Raw genomic sequence first — 24934 nt, 5'->3', positions numbered from 1 at the left:
CACCAGGGATTAAGCTGCCGGGGTCCCACCTGGAATCGAACCTGGAGGCCCCCGGTGAAGGTCGGCTGCATCGGACTCGGCGACATCGCCCAGAAGGCGTACCTGCCCGTCCTCACCACCCGCCCGGGAATCGAGCTGCACCTGCAGACCCGGACTCCCGCCACCCTGGAGCGGATCGGCGGGATCCACCACGTCCCGGCCGCGCGCCGGCACACCGATCTCGACGCGCTCCTCGCCGAGGGCCTCGACGCCGCCTTCGTGCACGCCTCGACCGCCGCCCACCCCGAGATCGTCACGCGGCTGCTGGAGGCCGGCGTGCCGACGTACGTGGACAAGCCGCTCGCCTACGGGATCGAGGACTCGCGCCGGCTCGTACGCCTGGCCGAGCAGCGCGGGGTGTCCCTCGCCGTCGGCTTCAACCGCCGTCACGCGCCCGGCTACTCGCAGTGCGCCGACCACCCGCGCGAGCTGATCATCATGCAGAAGAACCGGGTCGGGCTGCCCGAGGACCCGCGCACCCTGGTGCTGGACGACTTCATCCACGTCGTCGACACGCTCCGCTTCCTGCTGCCCGGCGAGATCGACCGCGTCGACGTCCGCGCCGTGGTGCGCGACGGGCTGATGAGCCAGGTGGTGCTCCAGCTGGCCGGCGAGGGCTTCACCGCGCTCGGCATCATGAACCGGTTGTCCGGATCCGCAGAGGAGATCCTGGAGGTGTCCGGGCAGGACACCAAGCGGCAGGTCGTCAACCTCGCGGAGGTCATCGACCACAAGGGGCAGCCGACCGTGCGCCGCCGCGGGGACTGGGTGTCCGTCGCCCGCCAGCGCGGTATCGAGCAGGTCGTGGACCACTTCCTGGAGGCGGTGGCCGCGGGCAGGACGCTCAGCGCCCGGGACGCCCTGCTCACCCACGAGCTGTGCGAGCGGGTGGTGAACTCGGCTCTGGAGCAGGCCTCCTGAGCGCGCCGCTCCCGCCCCCGCCACCGCTCCGGCGCAGGCGGACACCGCGGACGCCCACGGCCGCGCCGTAGGCGGCCAGGGCCGCGAGGGACGCGGCCACCGCCCAGTCTCCGTGGCGGGCGTAGAAGGTCGTGCTCCCCGAGAGGGGGACCCCGTACACCCGGGCGGTACTCGCGGAGGTGGGCAGGACCGGCCCGACGCGCCCGCCGGACGGGCCGTGCACCGCGCTGACACCGGTGAGGGTGGCGTGCACCACGGGGCGGCCGGTCTCGGCCGCCCGCAGCGCGGCGAGCGAGGCGTGCTGGGCCGGCGCCCAGCTCTCCTGGAACGTGGAGGTCGCCGACTGGGCCACGATCAGGTCCGCCCCGTCGCGGACGAGGCGGCGGCTCATGTCGGGGAAGGCCGACTCGAAGCAGACCAGCGGGCCGACGCGGACGCCCGCCCGCGCCCCGGACGCGCCGGCCGGCGCGTCCGGCCCGGCGGGCAGGTCCATGACCACGGGGGCCGCGCCGGCGATCCTGTCCTCGCCGGCGGCCTTGCCGACCGACGTGGCCCAGCCGAGCAGCGCGCGGGCCGGGACGTACTCGCCGAAGGGGACCAGCCGCATCTTGTCGTACCGGTCACCGGTGGGGCCCAGGGGGCCGACGAGTACCGCGCTCTTGTAGATCCCGGGCCGGTCCGAGCGCCGTGCGTCCACGTTCACCAGCAGCGGAGCGCCGACCTCCGAGGACAGCGCGGCCAGCCGACGGGCCAGGTCCGGACGGGCCGCCAGGTCCTCGCCGACACTGCTCTCGCCCCACACCACCAGGTCCGCGGACCGCCCGACCAGCTCCCTGGTCAGGCGCTCCCCGACGTCGAAGCGCCGTTCCGCGCTGTCCGGGCCCGCCACCGGCCCCGGCTGCACCACCCCGACCCGCAGCCCGCCCGAGACGGCGGGCGCCGGCGCCCACAGCCACACCGCGCCCGTCAGTACCGCGCACCCGGTCGCTCCGGCCACGGCCGGCGCCCGAGTCCCGGGCGCGGCGACCAGCGCCACCAGGGCGCAGTTCACCGCGACCACCAGCAGGCTCACCAGCCACACCCCGCCCACCGATGCCAGCCGCAGCGCGGGCTGCACCTGCCACTGGCTGGCGCCGAGCAGCCCCCAGGGGCCGCCCAACCCCTGCCAGGACCGGACCAGCTCCGAGAGCAGCCACCCGGCCGGTACGAGGACCAGCGCCGCGCCCGTCCGACCGGCCGAGGGGACACCGCCCAGCAGCCGGCGCACCAGCAGGGCCCACGGGATCCACAGCACCCCCAGCAGCGCGGCGACGGGCAGCAGGAACACGTGCAGGCTGGGCAGCAGCCAGTGGTGGACGGCCAGGATGAACCCGGCGCCGCCGAGCCACCCCTCCAGAGCCGCCCGCCGCCCGGTCGGGGCGGAGCGCAGCAGCAGCATCCAGGGCACGAGGGCCACGTAGGCGAACCACCAGAGGGCGGGCGCGGGGAAGGACAGGGCGGGCAGCGCTCCGGCGGGGACCGCCGCCGCAGCGGACCACCGCGCGAGCCGACCGGTGCGGATCGATGCCATGCGCGCGCCTCCCCTTCCAGTGTGGCAGTGCCCTCCGATCGTGCCGGACGGGCGCCGATCCCGCCTTCAGACGGAGAAGTGGCGCCACTTCTCGTGCACCGTGACCCCGGTGAGCCGCCAGCCGTCGCCGGTGCGGGCCAGCGTGAACGTGTAGCGCCCGGCCGCGACGAAGTTCGGCGCGGTCACGGAGCCGTCGAAGTCCTCCCCGGCGAGCCGCATCGGATTGAGGAAGTCCGCCCGTACCTCGGCGCTGTCCCCGGGCGAACCGCCGAGGTCCTCCAGCCGGACCAGCCGGTTGACGATGAGGTGCTGGCGCACGGGGAACAGCTCCATCGTCCGCGCGAGCCAGTCCGCGACCTCCCCGGCCGGTCCCTCCACCCCGCCCGCCGAGCTGTAGTCGGCCCGCCCGGACGGGGTGAACAGGGCGCGGTACGCCGCCCAGTCGCCGTCGTCCACGGCCACGGCGTACCCCGAGACCACCTCGTCGATCGCCAACCGGTCCATTACCGTCGCGAGGTCCACACGCTGCGTCATCGGGTCAGTGTGGGGCTGCCGGCCCGCGGGGCCAAGTGCCCTGCGCGGACCGGGTCTTCGCCCCGGTCGGTCAGTGACCGGAATACGCCTCCCGCTGACGCACCACGACGAGGAACGCGTCGGTGTCCAGGTCCATCACCACCTCCGCCGCCACACCCTCGCTCAGCCGCTGCGCCGCGTACTCCTCGGCCGGCCAGCTTCCCCGCGGACTTCCGGCCGGAAAACGCTCCAGTACCACGCGACCCATGGGACACCCCCGTCTGCTCGCCTTCTGGTCTCTCCAGGCACAACGACGCGCGGGCGGGAGGGGAACGTTCCCTTCCGGCCCCCGCGTCACCGGCTCGTCTACCCCCCGAACCCCGCTCCCAGTACCGGCCGCGCCGGAATCACCCGGGCGAGTCGGCCCGTCGGCCCGGTGGTGAAGTGCGGTGCGGCGGTGACCTCCCAGCAGGATGTCGGCGCCGTCGTCCGTACCGTCTCCCCGGTGCGCCCGTCGACGTACTCCACCGGCCGCTCGCCGGTGCGCCGCAGGGCGAGCTGGCCCCGCTTGCAGCTGTCCGGGTAGTCGTTCCAGTCGATGCCCTTCTCCGACCGCAGGAGCTCCCGCATCGCGCCGCTGGAGACGCGGTCGAGCCGCTGGTGGGGGAAGTGGGCCCGGGCGGCCGTGGAGATCGAGTTGCGTACGGCGTCCCGCTGGCGCCACACGAAGTAGTTCGCCACCTCCACCGGGTCGGACACGGTGAACACCCGGGCGTCGAAGAGCGCCCGCCCGCCGGGGCGGCGCTCGTTGAGGACGGCGGTGGCCAGGGACGCGGAGACGGACAGCTGCTTGGCGACCACTCCGCCGAACCACGGCTCGGTCCCCGGCGAGGCGAAGTCCGTCAGCAGCAGACTGATCTCGTCGGACTGCGCGTACCCGAGCGCCGCACCGCCCGCCTCCTCGCACAGGGCCGCGGTGACGGCCGCCATGTCCGCGACGAAGTCCAGGTCGAACGGCTTCTGCGTATCGCGGAGATAGGTGTGGAAGGCGCGGCCGTCGAGCCGCAGGATCGTGTACGTGCGGCGCGGCAGCAGGGTGCGGTGCGCGGCCTCGTACCCCTTCATGCGCGCGCCCAGCGCCGACGGGCGGATCAGTCGCCCGACTCGCCGGCGTGCGGACTCAGCACATCGGTGCCCACCAGCACGAACAGGACGATGCCCAGCAGGATCCGGTAGATCACGAACGGCATGAAGCTCTTGGTGGAGATGAACCGCATGAACCACGCGATGACCGCGTACCCGACGAAGAAGGCGATGAGGGTCGCGAAGACCGTCGGCCCCCAGGAGATGTGGCCCGGGTCCTCGACCACGTCCAGCAGCTCGAACGCCCCCGAGGCCAGTACGGCCGGGATGGCGAGCAGGAAGGAGTAGCGGGCGGCCGCCTCGCGGGTGAAGCCCAGCAGCAGACCGCCGGAGATCGTCGCGCCGGAGCGGGAGACGCCCGGGATCAGGGCCATGGCCTGGCAGAGTCCGAAGACCAGGCCGTCCTTGACGCTGAGGTCGCTCAGCGTCTTGCGCTCGCGGATGGCGCGGTGGCGGCCGCCCTCCTCGTCGCGCGCGGCCAGCCGGTCGGCGATGCCGAGGACGATGCCCATCACGATGAGCGTGGTGGCGATCAGCCGCAGGTCACGGAAGGGGCCCTCGATCTGCTCCTTGAAGGCCAGGCCCAGGACGCCGATCGGGATCGACCCGACGATGACCAGCCAGCCCATCTTCGCGTCCTGCTCGGAGCGCAGCGCCCTGGTGTACAGGGAGCGGAACCAGGTGGAGATGATCCGCGCGATGTCCTTGCGGAAGTAGATCAGCACCGCGGCCTCGGTACCGATCTGGGTGATGGCCGTGAAGGCCGCACCCGGATCGTGCCAGCCGGCGAACGCGGCGGTGAGCCGCAGGTGGGCGCTGGAGGAGATCGGGAGGAACTCCGTAAGCCCCTGGACGAGACCGAGGATTAGGGATTCGAACCAGCTCATGTCGGGGTGCGCTCGTCCTTGTGATCGTCGGGCAGTTCGCTCCGATGCTAGGGCCCGTGCGAGGCGCCGCTGACCACAGGGGGGTGCTGGGGCGCCAGTTCGTACGCCACCGCGTGCGTCGCGCCGGGCGCGCGGGAGGGTGCCAGGCGGTGCCGCTTGCGCCAGGCGACGGCTCCGGCGACCACCAGGGAGACGGCGATGAAGCCGAACGAGGCGAGGAAGGCGGGAGACCCGGGGGAGGAGGCGCTGGCGCCCGCGATCACGTACGCGGCGGTGTTCGGGACGACGCCGACCGTCGTGGCGAGGAGGAAGGGAAGCCAGCCGCAGCGGGAGACCGCCGCGCAGTAGTTCGCCACCACGAAGGGCACACCGGGGAAGAGCCGCACGGCGAGCATCGAGCGGAAGCCGTGCCGGCTGAGCTGGCCGTCGGCGGCCTGGAGCCAGCGGCCGCGCAGATACGGGCGCAGAGCCTCCTGCCCCATGACCCGGCCGAGCCCGAAGGCGATCGCCGCCCCCAGCACCGTGCCGCCGACCGCCGCGAGCAGGCCGAACTGGGTACCGAAGACCGCTCCGGCGGCCAGGTTGAGCAAGGGACGCGGGACGAACGCCGAGGCGCACACCCCGTACGCGGCGGCGAAGAGCGCGACCGCCGCCCCCACCGGGAGCCCGGGGGGCCAGCCCTCCGACAGGACGCGCTGCGGCTCGAACAGCAGGACGCACGCGCCGGCCGCCAGGAGCAGCACGACGAGCAGCGACAGCCGGGTCCGCGGCGCGAGGAGGAGGGACATCCCGGGAGAGTAGCCGACGTATGCGGCGTCGCGCCGTAATCTGGGCCTCATGCCGTCGAACGACGGGCACCCCCCGGGGGTTCCCCGCAGCCCCCTCGCGGACGCCCTGCTGGAGCGGCTGACCGAGGCCTACGCGGCGGCCGCCAACCCCGTCCGGGCCGCGGCCATGGCCGCGTACATGAAGAACGTGGCGCCCTTCCTCGGGATCCCGGCCCCGCTGCGGCGCGAGCTGTCCGGGGCCGTGGTGCGGGGCGCCCCGGAGCCGGGGGAGGCGGACTGCGCGGCGCTGGCCCTGGGCTGCTGGCGGCTCCCGGAGCGCGAGTACCAGTACTTCGCGGTGGACTACCTGCGCCGCCACGTCCCGCGGTGCTCCTCCAATCTCCTGCCGGTGGTGCGGCGGCTGGTCGTCACCGTGCCGTGGTGGGACACCGTCGACCTGCTCGCGGCCCATACCGTGGGCCCCCTGGTGGCGGCCGACCCCGCCCTCGGCGCGGTGATGGACGAGTGGATCGAGGACGAGGACCCCTGGATCGTCCGCACGGCCCTGCTCCACCAGCTCCGCCGCAAGGGCTCCACGGACGCGGACCGCCTCTTCGCCCACTGCCGCCGCCGGGCCGGCCACCCCGACTTCTTCGTCCGCAAGGCCGTCGGCTGGTCTCTGCGCGAGTACGCCCGGACGGATCCCGACGCGGTGCGCGCCTTCGTCGCGGCCGAGGGCGACCGGCTGTCCCCGCTGTCCGCGCGCGAGGCGCTCAGGAACCTCCCCCGCGGGTGACGCGGGCGGCCGGTCCGCGAAGTCGGGGCCGCGAGCTCAGCGAAGTCGTCCCGGGCGGAGGGAAATTCGTTCGACGGCGCCGGTCCGTTCCGGCAGGATCGGGGGCATGTCCCGGTACGCAGTCCCCGCAGCGCCGTCCGCAGTCGCGGACGCGCCGAAGGCTGCCGCGCCGACGGACGCACCCGCCTTCGCCGCATTCGACGGCGCACGAAGCTGACCCTTCCCGGATCGTCCGGCGGACCCCGCAGGGGGAGGGTCGGCTCGGTTCAGGGGTCCCGTCCAGCTTCGAGCCACGGGAAGAAGATCATGGCCAAGACGGCCTTCGTGCGGACCAAGCCGCACCTCAACATCGGCACCATGGGTCACGTCGACCACGGCAAGACCACCCTCACCGCCGCCATCACCAAGGTCCTCGCCGAGCGCGGGGGCGCCTCCTTCGTGCCGTTCGACCGTATCGACCGGGCCCCCGAGGAGGCCCGGCGCGGCATCACCATCAACCTCACCCACGTCGAGTACGAGACCGACACGCGGCACTACGCCCACGTCGACATGCCGGGGCACGCCGACTACATCAAGAACATGGTCACCGGCGCCGCCCAGCTCGACGGCGCGATCCTCGTCGTGTCCGCGCTCGACGGGGTCATGCCCCAGACCGCCGAGCACGTCCTGCTCGCCCGGCAGGTCGGCGTCGACCACATCGTGGTCGCGCTCAACAAGGCCGACGCGGGGGACCCCGAGCTGACCGACCTCGTCGAGCTGGAGGTCCGCGAACTGCTCACCGCGCACGGGTACGGCGGCGACACCGCGCCGGTCGTCCGCGTCTCCGGGCTCGGGGCGCTGGAGGGCGACCCGCGCTGGACCGGGGCCGTCCAGGCCCTGCTCGACGCGGTCGACACCTACGTGCCCACACCGGTGCGGTACACGGACGCGCCGTTCCTGCTTCCCGTGGAGAACGTGCTGACCATCACCGGCAGGGGCACGGTCGTGACCGGCGCCGTCGAGCGCGGCACCGTCCGCGTGGGCGACCGCGTGGCCGTCCTGGGCGAGGGCGGGGAGCCGGCCGAGACGGTGGTCACCGGCCTGGAGACCTTCGGCAAGCCCATGGAGTCCGCCGAGGCGGGCGACAACGTCGCCCTGCTGCTGCGCGGGGTCCACCGCGACCAGGTGCGGCGGGGGGACGTGGTGGCCGCGCCCGGCAGCGTCACGCCCAAACGGCGCTTCACCGCGCGGGTGTACGTGCTCTCGGCCCGCGAGGGAGGACGCCGGACGCCGGTCGCCACCGGCTACCGGCCGCAGTTCTACGTCCGGACCGCCGACGTGGTGGGGGACGTGGACCTGGGGGAGGCGGGCACGGCCGCGCCCGGTGACACGGTCACCATGACCGTGGAGCTGGGCCGGGACGTCCCGCTGGAGTCGGGGCTCGGCTTCGCGATCCGCGAGGGCGGCCGGACCGTCGGCGCGGGGACGGTGACCGCCGTCCTCGGCTGACGGTCCGCCGGGACGGCGCGGACGGCGGACGGCGTGCCCGCAGCCGCCCGGGCCGTACCCGGCCGATCCGCCCCCCGCCGTGGTGGCGGGAGGCCGCCGTGCGTCAGACTGCCGTGACCACAGGCATGCGCGGAGGGGCGGGCGGCGATGGGCGGCGACACGGCACTGGTACTGGGCGGCGGAGGACTGACCGGCATCGGCTGGGAGTGCGGAATCCTGTACGGGCTCGCCCGCGCCGGGGTGGACCTCACCGACGCCGACCTCGTCGTCGGCACCTCGGCCGGCTCGGTGGTCGGAGCCCAGCTCACCTCCGGCCTGCTGAGCGTCGAGGAGCTGTACGAGCGCCAGCTCGGCGACCCCGGTGCCGAGCGGGCGGCCAGACTCGGCACGGGACTCCTCGCGCGCTACGCGGTCGCGATGGCCCGCTCGCGCAGCGCGACGGCCTACCGGCAGCGCGTCGGCGCCATGGCACTGGCCGCCGACACCGGCGCCGAGGCGGCCCGGCGCGAAGTGCTCGCGGCGCGGCTGGTCTCGCACGAGTGGCCCGAGCGGCGCCTCGTCGTCACCGCGGTGGACGCGCACACCGGCGAGGCGGCCGACTTCGACCGGGAGAGCGGGGCCGGGCTGCTCGACGCGGTCTCGGCGAGCTGCGCCGTGCCGGGCGTCTGGCCGCCGGTGACGGTCGGGGCGCGCCGGTTCATCGACGGCGGCGTGCGGTCCGCGACCAACGCGGACCTGGCCGCGGGGTACCGGCGGGTCGTGGTGCTCGCCCCGATGTCGCTCGGATCCGGGCACGTCCCCTCGCCGTCCGCCCAGGCCGCCCGGCTGCGCGCGGACGGGGCCCGGGTGCTGCTCATCACCCCGTCCGCGGCCGCCCGGAAGGCCTTCGGCCGCAACGTCCTGGACCCGGCCCGCCGGGACCCGGCGGCGCGGGCGGGCCTGGCCCAGGCCGCCGAGCACGCCGCGGAGGCGGCCGCCGTCTGGTCGGCCTGACGGCGCCCCGGCCCGACAATGGCAGGGTGAGCGACGACGAGCAGGTCCCGGTGATCCGGGAAGTGGGCCAGGGCACCGCCAAGCTGATGCCGGACGTGGACCGCGGGCGGGCCCGGCTGCTGACCGTCGACGGCGCGCCCCAGTCGTACGTCGACCCGGACGACCCGCTGCACCTGGAGTTCGAGTACGTACGCCGGCTCGGCCACGTGCTGGACTGCGCGGCGGAGCCGGGGCGCCCGCTGGACCTCGTGCACCTGGGGGGCGGCGCGCTCACCCTGCCGCGCTACGCCGCGGCGACGCGGCCGGGATCCCGCCAGACGGTCGTCGAGTTCGACGCCGCCCTCGCGGATCTGGTGGCGGAGCACCTGCCGCTGCCGGCCGGAGCCGGGATCACCGTGCACGCGGCCGACGCCCGGGCGTGGCTGGAGGCGGCGTCGGCGGCGAGCGCGGACGTCCTGGTCGCCGACGTCTTCGGCGGTTCCCGGGTGCCCGCGCAGCTCACGTCGGTGGAGTACGCCCGGCAGACGGCGCGGGTGCTGCGTCCCGGCGGTCTGTACGCGGCGAACCTGGCCGACGGGGCGCCCTTCGGGTTCCTGCGGTCGCAGCTGGCCAACTTCGGGGCGGTGTTCGGGGAGCTCGCGCTGATCGCGGAGCCCTCGGTGCTGCGGGGCAGGCGGTTCGGCAACGCCGTGCTGCTGGCCTCGGACGCCGGGCTCCCGCTGGACGCTTTGTCCCGGCGGTGCGCCGGCGACGCCTTCCCGGCCCGGGTGGAGCGGGGTCCGGCGCTGGCCCGGCTGCTGCGGGGGGCCCGGCCGGTCTCCGACGCGGACGCGGTGCCCTCCCCGCAGCCGCCGGACGGGGCCTTCAGTGTGGGGTGACGCCGTCCCCGGACGGTTCGGCGCAGGGCGCCGAGGGCTGGACGCCGGCTCCGCGCGGACCGGGCGCCCCGGCCGTCAGCACCACGGGGGCCGCGGCCACCGCCGCCGGAGCGGCGGGCGGCTCGGAGGCGGCCACCGGCGCGTGCGGCTTGCGGGTGATCCGGCGCACGTCCGGCACCAGCAGGACCGCCGCGGTGGGCAGGACGACGAGGACCGCGCAGCCCCACAGCGCCTCGGACCGGCCGAACGCGGACTCCGCCGGCCCGGCCAGGGCCGTCGCCAGCGGCGTCATGGAGAGCGAGCCGAACCAGTCGTAGGAGGACACCCGGGAGAACTTCTCCTCCGGGATCTCCTGGTGCATCGTCGACATCCAGTTGACGCCGAAGACCTCGATGGCCACCCCGCTGACGAGCATCACCGCGCACAGGCCCCAGGGGGGCAGCGGAATCGCGAGCCCGGCCGAGGGGAGCGCCATCGGGAACACGCACAGCGTGCCCGCGAGCAGCAGTCGGCGCGGCTTCCACGTCATCATCAGCAGGGCGCCGCCGATGGTGCCGAGCCCGAAGAAGGCCAGTGCCAGGCCCCAGGGGGCCGCTCCTCCCAGGTGGTCCCGGGCGACCAGGGGACCGTAGACCGCGTCGGCGGCGCTGATCACGCCGACGACCACGGAGAACTGGAGCACAATGCTCCACAGCCACGGACGGCTCCGCACCTCCACCCAGCCGTCCCGCAGGTCGGCCAGCAGCCCCCCGCCCGGCTTGCGCTCCGGTACCCGGCTGACGTCGAGGAAGGCGCGCATCGCTCCCGCGACGGCGAAGGCGGCGGCGTCGATCGCCAGCACCCAGCCCGGCCCGACCACGGCGATCATGGCTCCGCCGAGCGCGGCCCCACCGATCCCGGCGCCGTTCACGGCCATCCGGAAGAGCGCGAACGCGCGGTTGGAGTGCTCGCCGGAGACGGTGGACAGCAGCATGCCCTCGGCGGCCGGGTTGAAGAAGGCGGTACCGGTGCCGCACAGGGCGGTCAGCAGCATCATCTGCCACAGCTGCGGGTCGCCGGTCAGGACGAGCACGGCGAAGGCCGCCTGGGACACGCAGTTGAGGGCGTTGGCGGCGACCATCACCCGGTGGCGCGGCAGCCGGTCGGCGATCGCTCCGCCGACGAGCAGGAAGAGCACGAGCGGGAGCGTGCGGGCCGCCGTGACCAGACCGATGTCCCAGCCGCTGCCACCGGACTCCATGACCGCGAACGCGGTCGCGATCAGCGATCCGTGGCTGCCGAGGTTCGTGACGACCGCCGCGCCCGTCAGCAGGGAGTAGTTCCGGCCGGCCCACGCGGGGCGGCGGGGCGCGGGCGTGCGGGACGGGGCGGCGGTGGGTGTGCTCACCACCGGACTATCCCTGCCCCGGGCCGAGAATCCAAACGGATGGTCGGCCCGGCGGGGCAGGGAGGGAGGTCACCCCGCGTGGAGGCGGACGGAGCTGAGGATCTTCTCGTAGGTCTCCTGGCTGACCTCACCCTGGACGCCCGCGGCGGCGTACAGGATCCAGCTGGAGAAGTCGCCGTTCGCGGTCTTGAAGCTGAAGGCGATGGACTTGCCGTCGGAGGAGCACTTGTTCTCCTTGGGCAGACCGGCCGCCGTCGCGGTCGCCGTGTGGCCCTTGAGCCCCGAGGAGGTGGTGTACTCCTTCGGGTCGGAGACCTTGACGGTGCCGTTGGGCGCCTTCTGCGCGTACGCGGCGAACACCCAGTTCCCGGCCTCGTTGCGCACGGCCTCGGCGGTGTCCTTGGCGCCCTGGCCGCCCTTGGTGCCGGTGCCCGCCAGCGAGTACGTCTCCTCGCTGCCGTTCTTGTCCGAGTCCACCTTGCACCAGTCCTCCTTGAGGAAGGCGGGTGCGGTCATCATGACCACCGCGGAGCCGTCGTTCTTGACGTCGTCCTCGAAACCGGTGGACAGGCCGGCGCTCTTGACGTTCCATTCCGGCGGGACGTCGAAGGCGGTGCCGTACTTCGGGTTGATGACGACCTTCCAGCCCGGGATCACGGGCTTGACCTCGCCGCCGGCCCGCGGGTTCGCGCTGCTGCCCGCCGGGGCGGGCGCGGAGGAGGCCGGGGCGGAGGCGGTCGCGTCGGGCTTCCCGTCGGCGATGTCGGCCTTCCCGTCGTCCCGGGTCAGCACGAACGCGCCCGTGCCGGCCGCCGCGACCACGACCGCCGCGGCGGCCACGATGGCCACCGTCCTGGTCGAGAACGGGCTGCCGCCGGGGCGGGTCTGCGGAGCGGTCTGCGTGACCTGGCCCCACGGCTGGACGGGCGGGGGCGTCTGGTAGCCCTGCTGGGGGTACCCGTAACCGGGCTGCTGCTCTCCGTACCCCGACTGCTGCTGGTACGGGTTCGGCTGTCCCGGCTGCTGCTGATAAGGGTTCTGGTGCGCGTCCTGGGGGTTCTGCTCGCCCCCGGGCGGCTGCTGCTGTCCTGGCCACATGGCCGGTAACGATAGTGGGAGGGGCTCCCGGGAGCCACGGCCGCCCCCGGGCGGACTCTGGCCAAGGCTCTCTACTCGTGGGTAACATCGCTCTCATGAGCGCAGAACAGATGAACGTGGGCGAACTGCTCGCCGCGACCGTGCCGATGGCCCGCACCCTGAACCTCCAGTTCCTGGAGACCACCCCCGAGCGCGCGGTCGTCCGCCTGCCGGACCAGCCGGACTACCACAACCACGTCGGCGGCCCGCACGCCGGCGCCATGTTCACCCTCGCGGAGTCCGCGAGCGGAGCCATAGTCCTGGCCGCCTTCGGCGACCAGCTCTCGCGCGCCGTACCCCTCGCGGTGAAGGCCGAGATCGGGTACAGGAAGCTCGCCAAGGGCGTCGTGACCGCCACCGCCACCCTCGGCCGCCCGGCGGCCGAGGTGGTCGCCGAACTCGACGCGGGCGGCCGCCCCGAGTTCCCGGTCACCATCGCCATCCAGCGCGAGGACGAGGCCGTGACGGGCGAGATGACCGTGGTGTGGACCCTGCGCCCCAACGCGACGGCGTAACCGCCCTCCCTGCGGCTAGAGTCCCTCGCACGACGATGTGAGGGGATGCCCGTGGCCAAGGTCAACGTCAGTCTCGACGCCGAGCTCGTGGTGGAAGTGATGGTCCTCGCCGGCGTCGGCTCGCCGCAGGACGCGGTGGAGGCCGTCGTGCGCGACTACATCGCGCGGGGGCACCGCACCGAGGCACGGGTCCAGCGGCAGGACGAGGTCCGCCGCGACGCCGACAGCGTGCCCCCGCCGCCGCAGGGCTGAACCCGGGCGCCCGGCTGGCGCGTCCGGGCGGACCGCGCGGACGCGCGGCGCACAGTGGGCGCGGGAGCGGTCCGGCGCGGGCCGCTCCCGCCGACCCACGCCGCAGGGAGCGCCGATGAGCGAGGCCGTGTCCAGACGTTCCGCGATGACGCTGTTCGGAGCGGTGGGCGCGGCCCTCGGGGCGGGCGGCTGCGTGGCGAGCGTGCCGCCCGGCGCGGTACCGCGCCACGGCCCGCCGGGGGCGCCTGCCGCCGCCGCGGAGCCCGGCGGAGCCGACCCCGACGACCAGCTGCTGGGACGCCTCACCCTGGAGGAGAAGACCGCCCTGCTCCACGGCGGCCAGGACCCCGCCCCCCTCGGCCAGGCCGGCTACCTCCCGGGAGTGCCCCGGCTGGGGATCCCCGCTCTGCGGCTCGCCGACGGACCCGCCGGCGTACGGGTCGCCCGGTCGGCCACCGCGCTGCCCGCCCCCGTACTGCTGGCCTCCGCGTTCGACCCCGCGCTCGCCCGCGAGTACGGCCGCGTCCTCGGCCGCGAGGGCCGGGCGCTCGGCCAGGACGTCCTGCTTGCCCCCATGGCCAACCTCATCCGCACCCCGTACGCCGGCCGGAACTTCGAGACCTTCGCCGAGGACCCGCTGCTGACCGCCGACCTGGTCGCCGAGGTGGTCCGGGGCATCCAGGACGAGGGCCTCGTCGCCGCCGTCAAGCACTTCGCCCTCAACAACCAGGAGCAGGGCCGCGACACCGTCGACGTCATCGTCGCCGAACAGACCCTCCACGAGACCGAGCTGCGCGGCTTCGAGGCCGCCGTGGCCGCCGGCGCGGGCGCCGTGGTGGGCGCGTACAACAAGGTCAACGGCGTCCACGCCTGCGAGAACAGGCCGCTGCTCGACACCGTGCTGCGCGGCGCCTGGGGGTTCGACGGCTGGGTGGTGTCCGACCGGGACGCCACCCACAGCACCGTCGCCGCCATCGGAGCCGGCCTCGACATGGAGATGCCCGGCGGCACCCATTTCGGCGACCCGCTGCGCGAGGCAGTGCACGCCGGCTCCGTACCGGAGGCCTCCGTCGACCTCGCCGTACGGCGCCTCCTGACCACCATGGAGCGCTTCGGCCTGCTGGCAGCGCGCCCCGCCGCCCGCCCCGCGCGCCAGGCCGCCGCCGGCGCCGGCACCGCCCGCAAGGTGGCCGCCGCGGGGGCGGTGCTGCTGCGCAACGAACGCGGCACCCTGCCGCTGTCCGGTGACGCCGCCCGCTCCATCGCCGTCATCGGCCCCACCGGCCAGGTCCCCTTCGTCGGCGGGGGCGGCAGCGCGCAGGTGGCCCCCGACCGGGCGGCCGCCCCGCTCGCCGCCATCCGGCAGCGCGCCGGGCACGGATCCACCGTCCGCCACGCCCTCGGCGAGGACATCTACGGCCGCCCCTTCCCGGCGGGGCTGCTGAGCCCGGCCGCCGCCCTGGACGACCGGCAGGTGGGCGCGGGCCGCGGCTGGAGTTACCGGGGCGGGTTCCGGCTGCCCGCCGAGGACGAGTGGACGCTGATCGTCCACTACACCGGCCAGCGGCCGTCCGTACGCCTGGACGGTGAGGAGCTGTTCCCCCTCCGGCAGGGCGTGGCCGAGCGGTTCGCGGGCGGGCTGCTCGGCGCCGCCCCCGACGGCATGGCCGTGCGGCGCCGCACCCTCACCCTCAAGGCGGGCGTCCACCGCCTCGCCGTGAACGCGCAGGGCGGGGAGAAGGGCCAGCGCTTCCGGCTGCGGTACACCACCCGGGCCGACCGGGCCGAGGACCTCGCCGAGGCCGTGCGGACCGCGAGGACCTGCCGCAGCGTGGTGCTCTTCGCGTACGAGGACGCCACCGAGGGCCGGGACCGGACCTCCCTGGCGCTGCCGGGCGGGCAGGCGCGGCTGATCGAGGCCGTCACCGCCGTCAACCCCCGCACCACGGTCGTCCTCAACACCTCCTCCAGCACCACCATGCCGTGGCTCCCGCGCACCGGGGCGGTCCTCCAGATGTACTACCCGGGCCAGGAGGGCGCGGGCGCCACCGCCGACATCCTCTTCGGGGACGTGGACCCCGGCGGGCGGCTGACCCAGACCTTCCCCGCCGAGGAGCGGGCCACCCCCGTCGGCGGCGACCCGCTGCGCTATCCCGGGGTGGGCGGCAGGCAGGAGTACACCGAGGGGGTCCACGTCGGCCACCGCTGGTACGACGCCGAGCGGGTGAACCCGCTGTTCCCCTTCGGGCACGGGCTCTCGTACACGACCTGGCAGTACGAGAAGCTCGCCGTCCGGGCGGAACGCGACGGGCTGCGCGTGGAGTTCACCGTCCGCAACACCGGCCCGCGCAAGGGCACCGAGGTGGCGCAGGTGTACCTCGGCCCCTCCCCGCACCTGCGGCTGCCCCAGCCGGTGCGCGCCCTGGCCGGCTACCGCAGGCTCACGCTCGCCCCGGGCGCCGCCCAGCGGGTCGTCCTCGACGTGGACGCCCGGTCCCTGTCGTCCTGGGACCCGGAACTGCACGGCTGGGTACGGGGATCCGGGCGCCGGGAGGTGTGCGTGGGCCGGTCCTCGCGCGAGCTGCCACTGAGGTCAAAGGTGGTGGTGGAGAGCCGATAGGCTGCCCGTCCGGCGGGTCGCAGGGGACGCGCGGAACCGATCGGGAGGACGTAGCGGTGCACATCCAGGCATGGCTGGAGACGATTCCGGCGGTCGCCGTCTACCTCCTGGTGGGGCTGGTCATCGGGCTGGAGAGCCTCGGTATCCCGCTGCCGGGGGAGATCATCCTGGTCAGCTCGGCGCTACTCGCCTCACAGCACGACAGGATCGACCCCGTGGTGCTGGGGCTCTGCGCGATCACCGGCGCCATCGTCGGCGACTCCATCGGCTACGCGATCGGCCGCCGCGGCGGCAAGCCGCTGCTGGAACGGCTGGGACGGCGCTTCCCCAAGCACTTCGGGCCGGAACACGTCGCCCTGGCCGAGCGCTCCTTCGAGAAGTGGGGCATGTGGGCCGTCTTCTTCGGCCGGTTCGTTGCGCTGCTGCGGATCTTCGCCGGACCGCTGGCGGGCGTGCTGCACATGCCGTACTGGCGGTTCCTGATCGCGAACATCCTCGGTGGCATCCTGTGGGCGGGCGGCACCACGGCCGTCATCTACTCGGTCGGAATCGTCGCGGAGCCCTGGCTGAAGCGGTTCTCCTGGCTGGCGCTGGGGCTGGCCGTCGTGTTCGGGCTCGCGGTGACGCTGGTGGTGCGCGGCCGGATGCGGAAGGCCGCGGAGGCGGTCCGCACGGAGACGGCGGACGCGGCGGGTCCGGCAGCGGTCACGGCGGCTGCGGCGGCCGTCACCGCGGAGGCCGCCGGGCCGGCGCTCCCCGAGCCGGCCGCGCCGGCCCGCTCCGCGTGACGAAGCTGATCACGGCGGCGCCGGCCGGGGACGCCGCGCACGTGGCCGAGCCGCCGGCCTGGAGGCTGGTGCGGGCTACGCCTGGGCGGTGACCGCGGCGGCGTGCTGTTTCGCCAGCTCCACGTACATCGCCGCGTTCAGCTTGACGCCCTCCCGCTCCTCCTCGGTCAGCTCGCGCCGGACCTTGGCCGGGACCCCCGCGACCAGTGAGCCGGGCGGGACGACCATGCCCTGCGGGACCAGTGCCTGCGCGGCCACCAGCGAACCGGCGCCGATGAGCGCGCCGTTCAGCACGGTGGCGCCCATGCCGATCAGGCAGTCGTCCTCGACCGTGCAGCCGTGCACGACCGCGTTGTGCCCGATGGAGACCCGCGCGCCGATGGAGACCGGGAAGCCGGGGTCCACGTGCACCGTGCAGTTGTCCTGCACGTTGCTGTCGGCCCCGAGGGTGATCGGGCCGCAGTCCGCCCGGAGCACCGCCGAGTACCAGACACTCGCCCCGGCGGCCAGGGTGACATCCCCGACCACGACGGAGGTGGGTGCGGTGAAAGCCGTGGGATCGAGGTCCGGGCTCTTCCCGCCCACACCCGCCACGAGTGCCCCGCTCCGGTCCTGGGCCGCCTGCTGCGTCATGTGCTCTTCCCCTGTTCCCTCTGCTTCCGGGGGCCGGTCCCGGTCCCGGCTCGCGTGCTACCGGCACCGTAGGCCACGGGTGCGGGCGGCCCCGCGATGGGGTGAAGATCACAGGACGGGCGTCCGGACGCCCGGCACCCGGCGCACTACCGTGGCCGGGTGCCGAAGAAGAACACGTTCTCATCCCTGGCGGGGCCGCGCCGCAGGCTGGCGAACCGCGCCGTGCACGCGGCCTGGCGCTGGATGCAGCGGGCCGGCGCCGTCACCGCGCAGACTCCCGGACCGCTGCGCTTCGGCGCCATCGGGCACGGCACCCGGCTCGCCTTCCCGCAGGGCACGGTCTTCGGGGAGCGCTGGATCCGGCTCGGGGACCACTGCATCATCGGCGAGCGGGTCACCCTCACGGCCGGGATGATGCCGGACCTCGACCTCGGCGCGGAGCCGGTGCTGGTCCTCGGCAACGGGGTGGTGATCGGCCGGGACAGCCACGTCATCGCCGACACCCGGATCACCATCGGGAACGACACCTTCTGCGGGCCGGGCGTGTACATCACCTCCACCAACCACAGCTACGACGACCCGCACCAGCCGGTGGGCCGGCAGTGGCCGCGCAGCGAACCGGTCGAGATCGGCCCCGGCTGCTGGCTCGGCACCGGCGCCGTGGTCCTGCCGGGGGCGAAGCTGGGCCGCAACGTCGTGGTCGCGGCGGGGGCCGTCGTACGGGGCGAGGTGCCGGACCACGCCGTCGTGGCGGGAGCGCCCGCGCGCGTCGTGCGCCGGTGGGAGCCGGAGACGGGCTGGCAGCCGCCGCTGCGCACTCCGGCGCCGGTCCCCATTCCCGAGGGGATGACGCCGGAGCAGCTGCGGGGGCTGGCGGAGCTCGCCGAGCTCACTGACCTCTCCGACCTGCCCGACCTGCCCGAGGCGGAGCCGCAGCAGCGGGCGGAGCGGTAGAGCGGTCAGCCCCCGGAGCGCTGGAGCGCGGGGATCTCGATCGCCGGGCAGCGGTCCATCACCATGGCCAGTCCGGCCGCGCGGGTGCGGTCGTAGGCGGCCTCGTCGACCACCCCGAGCTGGAACCAGACCGCCTTCGCCCCGGCGGCCACGGCCTGGTCGGCGACCGCGCCCGCCAGCTCGCTGTTCACGAAGACGTCCACCACGTCCACCGGGAACGGGACCTCCTCCAGCGAGGCGTACCCGGGCTCGCCGTGCACCGTCTCGGCCTTGGGGTGCACGGGGACCACGCGCTTGCCGTACCGCTGCAGGACGCGGGCCACCCCGTAGGCCGCCCGGTCCTGGTTGTTGGACAGGCCCACCACGGCCCAGGTGTCGCCGAGCTCCGTGAGGATCTCTCGAATGGTCGCCGAATCGGTGTCGCCGTACACGTACGCCGCCTCCTGCTGCTCCGGTCCGGCGCACGCGCTCCGCGCCGGACTGCCTCTGTGTCCTGTGGCCTTCTGCCCTGCCGTCCGGCCCGGTCGTCGGGATCCGGCTCTGCCGCATCAACCGAAAAGACACATGTCCGATTCCCCGTAAGGTGGAGCGGTGAAGGCAGACCAGTACGTGACGGTGGCCCGTGAGGGCGTGCACGAGTCCGAGATCAACCGCTCGCGGTTCCTCTGCGCGCTCGCGCCCGCCGCTACCGAGGCGGAGGCGCAGGCGTTCGTCGCGCGCGTCCGCAAGGAGCACCCCACCGCCACGCACAACTGCTTCGCCTACGTCATCGGCGCCGACGCGTCCGTCCAGAAGGCCAGCGACGACGGCGAGCCCGGCGGCACCGCCGGCGTCCCGATGCTGCAGATGCTGACGCGGCGCGACGTCCGCTACGCGGTCGCCGTGGTCACCCGCTACTACGGCGGCGTGAAACTCGGTGCCGGCGGCCTGATCAGGGCGTACGGGGGAGTGGTCGGCGAGGCCCTCGACGAGCTCGGCACCGTCACCCGGCGCCGCTACCGGCTGGCCACCGTCACCGTCGACCACCAGCGGGCCGGCAGGACACAGAACGACCTGCGCGCCACCGGCCGGAGCGTGGTGGACCTGCGGTACGGGGCCGCCGTGGAGATCGAGGTGGCCCTCCCGGAGGCGGACCTGCCCTCCTTCGAGGCCTGGCTCGCCGACAGCACGGCCGGCAGCGCCACCCTCACCCTCGGCGGGGAGACGTACGCGCCCTGAGCCGCCCCCGGTGCCCCCGCTTCCGGGCGGACGGGCCCCGGGAACGGGTTAGCGTAGAGGGGTTCAGCGAGCGGGAGACGAGCAGGGGGAGACGGCGTGACGGGTATGCGCGGCGGCGGAGCCGGCGAGTGAAGTTCCTGCACACCTCCGACTGGCACCTCGGCCGGGCCTTCCACCGCGTGAACCTGCTCGGCGCCCAGGCCGCCTTCGTCGACCACCTCGTCGAGACCGTCCGCGCGCACGCGGTCGACGCCGTGCTCGTCGCCGGTGACGTCTACGACCGGGCCGTGCCCCCGCTCGCGGCCGTCGAACTCTTCGACCGCGCCCTGCACCGGCTGGCCGCGATCGGCGTGCCCACCGTCATGATCTCCGGCAACCACGACTCCGCCCGCCGGCTCGGCGTAGGGGCGGGCCTGATCGACCGCGCCGGCATCCACCTCAGGACCGATCCCGCCGCCTGCGCCGATCCCGTGGTGCTGTCCGACGCGCACGGCGACGTGGCCCTGTACGGGCTGCCGTACCTGGAGCCGGCCCTGGTCAAGGAGCAGTTCGGTACGACCCGGGTCAGCCACGAGGCGGTTCTGGGCGCCGCCATGGACCGGATCCGGGCCGATCTGGCCGCGCGGACCCCCGGCACCCGCTCCGTCGTCCTGGCGCACGCCTTCGTCACCGGCGGCCGGGCCAGCGACAGCGAGCGCGACATCACCGTCGGCGGGGTCGAGGCCGTGCCCGCCTCCGTCTTCGACGGAGTGGACTACGCCGCCCTCGGCCACCTCCACGGCTGCCAGGCGATCAACGAACGGGTCCGCTACTCCGGTTCCCCCCTCGCCTACTCCTTCTCCGAGGCCGACCACCGCAAGACCATGTGGCTCGTCGAGCTCGGCGCGCACGGGGACATCGCCCGCGCCGAGCGGATCGACACCCCCGTGCCGAGGGCCCTCGCCCGGCTGCGCGGCCGCCTGGACGCGCTGCTGTCCGACGAGCGCCTCTCCGTGCACACGGACGCCTGGGTCGAGGCCACCCTCACCGACCCGGTGCGTCCCGAGGACCCGATGGGCCGGCTCACCGCCCGTTTCCCGCACACGCTCAGCCTCGCCTTCGACCCCGAGGGCCGCGAGGACGCCGCCGGCGCCTCCTACGCGCAGCGGCTCAAGGGCCGCAGCGACCAGGAGATCGCCGAGGACTTCGTCGCGCACGTCCGCGGCGGCGGCCGCGCCGACGAGGCCGAACGGGCCGTGCTCCGGGGCGCCTTCGACGACGTACGCGTCCAGGACGGCCGCCAGGAGATCCACCGATGAGGCTGCACCGGCTCAAGGTCACCGCCTTCGGGCCGTTCGCCGAACCCCAGGAGATCGACTTCGACGCCCTGTCCGGCGCCGGCGTCTTCCTGCTGCACGGGCCCACGGGGGCCGGGAAGACCTCCGTGCTGGACGCCGTCTGCTACGGGCTCTACGGATCGGTGCCCGGCCCCCGCCAGGCTCCCGGGACCAGCCTGCGCAGCGACCACGCCGCCGCCGGGACCCCGACCGAGGTCACCCTCGAACTGACCGCCGGCGGAAGACGCCTGGAGATCACCCGCCGACCCGAGCAGGACCGGCCGAAGAAGCGCGGCACCGGAACCACCAGGGACAAGGCGCAGAGCGCCCTGCGCGAGCACACCGGCGACGGCTGGCAGGCGCTCAGCCGCTCCCACCAGGAGATCGGCGAGGAGGTCGAGCAGCTGCTCGGCATGAGCCGCGAGCAGTTCTGCCAGGTGGTCCTGCTGCCCCAGGGGGAGTTCGCGCGCTTCCTGCGCGCCGACGAGGCGGCCCGCGGCCGGCTCCTCGGCCGGCTCTTCGACACCCGCCGCTTCGCCGCCGTCGAAACCCTGCTCGGGGACCGGCGCCGGGCCGCCGAGGCCAAGGTCCGCGCGGGTGACGAGAAGGTCCTCGCCACCGTCCAGCGGCTGGCCCAGGCCGCGGGGGACAGCGCCGACCTGCGCGCCTGGCCCGTCCCGAACCACCAGCCGGGCGACCCCGGGCTGGCCGAGGCCGTCCGGGCCTGGGCGGCCGTGGCCCGGTGCGCCGCCCGGGAGCGGTACGCCGTCGCCGAGTACGCGCTGGCCGCCGTCGAGGGACGGCACGCCGCGGCCCGGCGTGCCGCCGAGGACGCGCGGGAGCTCGACCGGCTCCAGCGCCGGCACGCCGAGACCCAACGCCGCCGCGCCGCCCTCGCCGAGGCCGCGCCGGAACGGGAACGGGTGCGCGTGCTGCTCGACCGGGCCCGGCGCGGCGCCCTGGTGGCCCCCGCCCTGGAGCTGCGCGGGGCCGCGTCCGCCGCCCACCTGGCCGCCGCGCACGCGGAGACGGCCGCCCGCACGGCGCTCCCCGCGTCCTTCGCCGAGGCCGGCGCCGAGGAACTGGCCGCCGAGGAGCAGCGGCTGCGGGAGGACCTCGGCGCACTCGGCGCCGCCCGGCGGATTGAGCAGCGCAGCGCCGGCATCGGGCGCGAACGGGCCGACCTGGAACGGGAGGCGCGCGCCGCCGAGGAGCAGCACCAGGAGTCCGCCGAGTGGCTGGAGCGCTGGGAGGCCACCCGCACGGGCCTCCAGGAGCGACTGGACGCCGCACAGCAGGCCGCGACCCTGGCCGAGCAGCTTGCGGGCGGGCTCGCGACCGCGCGGATACGGCTGAACGCCGCCCGGCGGCGCGATGAGTTCGCCGCCGACGCCGCGCGCGCCGCCGCCGAACTGCTCGGCGCCCGCGAGGAGTCGAGCGCCCTGCGGGAGCGCTGGCTGGAGCTGAAGGAGGCGCGGCTGCGCGGGATCGCCGCCGAGCTCGCCGAGGCCCTGGTGGCCGGCGAGGCCTGCACCGTCTGCGGTTCCGCCGAGCACCCGGCGCCGGCCCGTCCGGCCCCCGGCCATGTGGACCGGGCCGCGGAGGACGCCGCGCACGCCGACTACGAGCGGGCCGAGGACGCCCGGGCCGCCGTGGAGCGGCGGCTCGCCGCCGTCGGGGAGGCCGAGGCCGAGGCCGCGGCCGCCGCCGGGGAGGCCGCCACCGAGGAGCTCCTCGCCCGCACCGCCGACCTGAGCTCCCGGCACGCCGCCGCCCACGCCACCGCCGCGGGCCTGCACGCCGCGCGCGAGAACCTCGACCGCGCCGAGCGGGAGTACGCCGCGCGCAGCGCCGACCGGCTCGACGCCGAACGCCGGATCGCCGCCCGCGCCTCCCGCCGCGAGGCCCTCGACCGGGAGCAGACCGCGCTGGAGGCGGAGCTCGCCCTGGTACGGGGGGACGCGCCGACTGTCGCCGCCCGCGCCCGGACCCTGGAGGACCGGGTCCGGATGGTCGCGGACGCCGCCGTCGCCCTGCGCCGGGCGGAAGCCGCCGCCGCCCGCCTGAAGGAGGCCGACGGCCAGTTGGCCGACGCCGCCTTCAGAGCGGGCTTCGACACCGTCGACGCCGCGGCCGACGCCGTGCTCCCCGAGTACCAGCGCACCGCCCTCCAGCACCGGATGGACGCCTGGCAGGCCGAGGAGGCCATGCTGGCCGACCGCCTCGCCGAGACCGGCGCCGCGCAGGCGGCTGCGCTGCCCCCGGCCGAGCCGGAGGCAGCCGAGGCCTACGCGGCCCGGGCCGACGCGAAGCTCCGTACGGCCGGCTCCGCCCATGACGCCGCCCGGCTGCGCTGCGCGGAGCTGGACCGGCTGTCGCGGCAGGCCGAACGGGAGCTGGGCGCCCTCGGCCCGCTGCGCGAGGAGTACGACCGCGTCGCCCGCCTGGCCGGGCTGACCGCCGGCACCTCCGCGGACAACGAGCGCCGGATGCGCCTGGAGGCGTACGTACTGGCCGCGCGCCTGGAGCAGGTCGCCGCCGCGGCGACCGTCCGGCTGCTGCGCATGTCGGGCGGCCGCTACACCCTCGTGCACTCCGACGCGCGGGCGAGCGGACGCGGGCGTTCCGGACTGGGCCTGCACGTGGTCGACTCCTGGACCGGCAGCGAGCGGGACACCGCCACCCTGTCGGGCGGCGAGACCTTCTTCGCCTCGCTCGCCCTCGCCCTCGGACTGGCCGACGTGGTCACCGACGAGGCGGGCGGCATGCGCCTGGACACCCTCTTCATCGACGAGGGGTTCGGCAGTCTCGACGACCAGGCCCTGGACGAGGTCCTCGACGTCCTGGACTCGCTGCGCGAGCGGGACCGCAGTGTCGGCATCGTCAGCCATGTCGCGGACCTGCGGGCGCGGGTCCAGACCCAGCTGGAGATCGTCAAGCAGCGCGGGGGCTCAGTGGTCCGCCACCGCACGGCGGCGCTCACGGACTGAGCGGCCGGTGGGGCAGCGGTGAGGAGTAGACGATGCTCGTCGTCACCGGGCCGAGGCCCGCGATCCGGCCGGTGACCTCCTCCAGGTGGGACATGGAGCGGGCCGCGACCTTGAGGACGAAGCAGTCGTCGCCCGTGACGTGGTGGGCCTCCAGGATCTCCGGTGTGGCCTCCAGGAAGTCGTGGAACGGCTTGTAGTTCCCGTGCGGGTAGCGCAGCCGGACGAGCGCGAGGATCGACTTGCCGAGCCGCTCCGGGTCGACCACCGCCGTGTAGCCGGTGATGATGCCGACCTCCTCCAGGCGGCGGACGCGCTCGGTGACGGCGCTCGCGGACATCGACACGGAGCGGGCGAGCTCGGTGAAGCTGGCGCGCCCGTCCCGCTGGAGGACTTCGAGGATGCGCCAGTCGGTGGCGTCAGGGGAATAGTCGGTCATGGTGCAGGTCTAGCAGGGAAATCCCCGGCGGTACAAGAAAAGGGCCGGGGAAAACCACTTCCGTGAATGATCAAGGCGCCGTAGATTTTGAGTCATGACGACGACACCGCACACCAGCACCGCGCCCGCCCCCGTGAACCCCGTGCTCCGGGTACCGCCGGCCAGCCCCGCCGCGGCCGCCGCCTACTTCGGCGCGAGCCTCGCCTTCCACGCGGACGTGTCCGATGTCGCCACCGCCTACCGGGCCCACCGCGAGCAGGGCGCCGAGCTCGGCTTCCAGCTGATCGACTCGCGCTCCACCCCGGCCTGGGACCAGGCCCACGTACCTGGTGCGATCCACCTGCCCACCGCCCTCGTTCCCGAGCATGCGGAGAAGCTGCTCGACAAGAACATCCCCGTGGTGACGTACTGCTGGGGCCCCGGCTGCAACGGCGCCACGCGCTCGGCGCACGCCCTGGCCGAGCTGGGCTTCCAGGTCAAGGAGATGCTCGGCGGCATCGAGTACTGGATCCGCGAGGGCTTCGAGGTCGAGACCTGGCAGGGCAACGAGCAGCGCCCCGAGGCCGACCCGCTGACCGCCCCCACCGACTCGGACGACTGCGGCTGCTGAACCGGCCGCACGGGACGTGGCGGCCGACCGGGCGCCCCGGCCGGCCGCGGACAGGTACGGCGACGGGCCGCTCGCCCCCGGAG

General features: G+C 74.8%; 25 protein-coding genes. 14 read left to right on the top strand and 11 right to left on the bottom strand.

Features of this window, described 5'->3' with window-relative positions:
* The first annotated feature begins 54 nt into the window (after positions 1 to 54).
* Positions 55 to 960, top strand: coding sequence for a Gfo/Idh/MocA family protein (locus ACFWUQ_RS16385; RefSeq protein ID WP_384538323.1), 906 nt, complete (start codon positions 55 to 57; stop codon positions 958 to 960).
* Here ACFWUQ_RS16385 and lnt read toward each other — a convergent pair.
* The 6 genes from lnt to ACFWUQ_RS16355 form a co-directional block, all read right to left on the bottom strand.
* Positions 905 to 2530, bottom strand: a complete 1626-nt coding sequence (gene lnt, locus ACFWUQ_RS16380) for an apolipoprotein N-acyltransferase (RefSeq protein ID WP_384538321.1) — start codon at positions 2528 to 2530, stop codon at positions 905 to 907. The two genes, ACFWUQ_RS16385 and lnt, sit on opposite strands and share 56 nt — an antisense overlap.
* Before the next feature lie 66 nt (positions 2531 to 2596).
* The gene (locus tag ACFWUQ_RS16375; protein WP_384538320.1) at positions 2597 to 3064 is read right to left on the bottom strand and encodes a nuclear transport factor 2 family protein; all 468 of its coding nucleotides are present in this window, start codon (positions 3062 to 3064) and stop codon (positions 2597 to 2599) included.
* Between the two features lie 70 nt (positions 3065 to 3134).
* Entirely contained in the window at positions 3135 to 3311 is a 177-nt protein-coding gene (locus tag ACFWUQ_RS16370; protein WP_384538318.1) for a hypothetical protein, read from the bottom strand.
* 98 nt (positions 3312 to 3409) lie between these two features.
* A complete protein-coding gene (locus tag ACFWUQ_RS16365; protein WP_384538316.1) occupies positions 3410 to 4168 on the bottom strand; it encodes a tRNA(His) guanylyltransferase Thg1 family protein in 759 nt (252 codons plus the stop codon).
* Positions 4169 to 4194: 26 nt separating this feature from the next.
* Positions 4195 to 5073, bottom strand: a complete 879-nt coding sequence (locus tag ACFWUQ_RS16360; protein WP_384538314.1) for an undecaprenyl-diphosphate phosphatase — start codon at positions 5071 to 5073, stop codon at positions 4195 to 4197.
* A 47-nt stretch (positions 5074 to 5120) separates the two neighbouring features.
* Complete coding sequence (locus ACFWUQ_RS16355; RefSeq protein ID WP_384538312.1) at positions 5121 to 5861, bottom strand: TVP38/TMEM64 family protein; 741 nt, start codon at positions 5859 to 5861, stop codon at positions 5121 to 5123.
* A gap of 49 nt (positions 5862 to 5910) precedes the next feature.
* Between ACFWUQ_RS16355 and ACFWUQ_RS16350 the strand changes: the two genes are divergently transcribed.
* From ACFWUQ_RS16350 to ACFWUQ_RS16335, 4 genes are all read left to right on the top strand, one after another.
* Entirely contained in the window at positions 5911 to 6636 is a 726-nt protein-coding gene (locus ACFWUQ_RS16350) for a DNA alkylation repair protein (RefSeq protein WP_384538311.1), read from the top strand.
* A gap of 306 nt (positions 6637 to 6942) precedes the next feature.
* Positions 6943 to 8124, top strand: a complete 1182-nt coding sequence (tuf, locus tag ACFWUQ_RS16345; protein ID WP_384538309.1) for an elongation factor Tu — start codon at positions 6943 to 6945, stop codon at positions 8122 to 8124.
* A 147-nt stretch (positions 8125 to 8271) separates the two neighbouring features.
* A complete protein-coding gene (locus ACFWUQ_RS16340; RefSeq protein WP_384538307.1) occupies positions 8272 to 9117 on the top strand; it encodes a patatin-like phospholipase family protein in 846 nt (281 codons plus the stop codon).
* An 86-nt stretch (positions 9118 to 9203) separates the two neighbouring features.
* A complete protein-coding gene (locus tag ACFWUQ_RS16335; protein WP_384538377.1) occupies positions 9204 to 9995 on the top strand; it encodes a spermidine synthase in 792 nt (263 codons plus the stop codon).
* On the opposite strand, the gene ACFWUQ_RS16330 is transcribed toward ACFWUQ_RS16335, so the two are convergent.
* Entirely contained in the window at positions 9982 to 11382 is a 1401-nt protein-coding gene (locus tag ACFWUQ_RS16330) for an MFS transporter (protein ID WP_384538306.1), read from the bottom strand. The two genes, ACFWUQ_RS16335 and ACFWUQ_RS16330, sit on opposite strands and share 14 nt — an antisense overlap.
* Positions 11383 to 11451: 69 nt before the next feature.
* A complete protein-coding gene (locus ACFWUQ_RS16325; RefSeq protein ID WP_384538304.1) occupies positions 11452 to 12480 on the bottom strand; it encodes a hypothetical protein in 1029 nt (342 codons plus the stop codon).
* Between the two features lie 95 nt (positions 12481 to 12575).
* Between ACFWUQ_RS16325 and ACFWUQ_RS16320 the strand changes: the two genes are divergently transcribed.
* The 4 genes from ACFWUQ_RS16320 (at position 12576) to ACFWUQ_RS16305 (ending at position 16694) form a co-directional block, all read left to right on the top strand.
* The gene (locus ACFWUQ_RS16320) at positions 12576 to 13034 is read left to right on the top strand and encodes a DUF4442 domain-containing protein (RefSeq protein ID WP_384538303.1); all 459 of its coding nucleotides are present in this window, start codon (positions 12576 to 12578) and stop codon (positions 13032 to 13034) included.
* A 51-nt stretch (positions 13035 to 13085) separates the two neighbouring features.
* On the top strand, positions 13086 to 13286 hold the full coding sequence (locus tag ACFWUQ_RS16315) for a type II toxin-antitoxin system VapB family antitoxin (RefSeq protein WP_384538375.1): 201 nt from the start codon (positions 13086 to 13088) through the stop codon (positions 13284 to 13286).
* Between the two features lie 115 nt (positions 13287 to 13401).
* Complete coding sequence (locus tag ACFWUQ_RS16310) at positions 13402 to 15906, top strand: beta-glucosidase (protein ID WP_384538301.1); 2505 nt, start codon at positions 13402 to 13404, stop codon at positions 15904 to 15906.
* A 56-nt stretch (positions 15907 to 15962) separates the two neighbouring features.
* Entirely contained in the window at positions 15963 to 16694 is a 732-nt protein-coding gene (locus ACFWUQ_RS16305) for a DedA family protein (RefSeq protein ID WP_384538299.1), read from the top strand.
* A 75-nt stretch (positions 16695 to 16769) separates the two neighbouring features.
* On the opposite strand, the gene ACFWUQ_RS16300 is transcribed toward ACFWUQ_RS16305, so the two are convergent.
* On the bottom strand, positions 16770 to 17327 hold the full coding sequence (locus tag ACFWUQ_RS16300; protein WP_384538298.1) for a gamma carbonic anhydrase family protein: 558 nt from the start codon (positions 17325 to 17327) through the stop codon (positions 16770 to 16772).
* Between the two features lie 159 nt (positions 17328 to 17486).
* On the opposite strand from ACFWUQ_RS16300, the gene ACFWUQ_RS16295 reads away from it, so the two are divergent.
* Entirely contained in the window at positions 17487 to 18281 is a 795-nt protein-coding gene (locus ACFWUQ_RS16295; protein WP_384538296.1) for an acyltransferase, read from the top strand.
* A 5-nt stretch (positions 18282 to 18286) separates the two neighbouring features.
* On the opposite strand, the gene ACFWUQ_RS16290 is transcribed toward ACFWUQ_RS16295, so the two are convergent.
* On the bottom strand, positions 18287 to 18712 hold the full coding sequence (locus tag ACFWUQ_RS16290) for a CoA-binding protein (protein ID WP_384538294.1): 426 nt from the start codon (positions 18710 to 18712) through the stop codon (positions 18287 to 18289).
* 160 nt (positions 18713 to 18872) lie between these two features.
* On the opposite strand from ACFWUQ_RS16290, the gene ACFWUQ_RS16285 reads away from it, so the two are divergent.
* The 3 genes from ACFWUQ_RS16285 (at position 18873) to ACFWUQ_RS16275 (ending at position 23805) form a co-directional block, all read left to right on the top strand.
* A complete protein-coding gene (locus tag ACFWUQ_RS16285; protein ID WP_384538292.1) occupies positions 18873 to 19499 on the top strand; it encodes a YigZ family protein in 627 nt (208 codons plus the stop codon).
* Between the two features lie 128 nt (positions 19500 to 19627).
* Positions 19628 to 20797, top strand: a complete 1170-nt coding sequence (locus ACFWUQ_RS16280) for an exonuclease SbcCD subunit D (RefSeq protein ID WP_384538291.1) — start codon at positions 19628 to 19630, stop codon at positions 20795 to 20797.
* The gene (locus ACFWUQ_RS16275) at positions 20794 to 23805 is read left to right on the top strand and encodes an AAA family ATPase (protein WP_384538289.1); all 3012 of its coding nucleotides are present in this window, start codon (positions 20794 to 20796) and stop codon (positions 23803 to 23805) included. Before ACFWUQ_RS16280 ends, ACFWUQ_RS16275 begins: the two co-directional genes overlap by 4 nt.
* Here ACFWUQ_RS16275 and ACFWUQ_RS16270 read toward each other — a convergent pair.
* Positions 23795 to 24241, bottom strand: a complete 447-nt coding sequence (locus ACFWUQ_RS16270) for an Lrp/AsnC family transcriptional regulator (protein WP_384538287.1) — start codon at positions 24239 to 24241, stop codon at positions 23795 to 23797. The two genes, ACFWUQ_RS16275 and ACFWUQ_RS16270, sit on opposite strands and share 11 nt — an antisense overlap.
* A 94-nt stretch (positions 24242 to 24335) precedes the next feature.
* Between ACFWUQ_RS16270 and ACFWUQ_RS16265 the strand changes: the two genes are divergently transcribed.
* Positions 24336 to 24851, top strand: a complete 516-nt coding sequence (locus ACFWUQ_RS16265; RefSeq protein WP_384538285.1) for a rhodanese-like domain-containing protein — start codon at positions 24336 to 24338, stop codon at positions 24849 to 24851.
* Positions 24852 to 24934: the final 83 nt, after the last annotated feature.

This window comes from Streptomyces sp. NPDC058662 (assembly GCF_042716255.1).
Taxonomy (GTDB): Bacteria; Actinomycetota; Actinomycetes; order Streptomycetales; family Streptomycetaceae; genus Streptomyces.
This window is presented reverse-complemented; position numbering and strand designations above follow the sequence as displayed.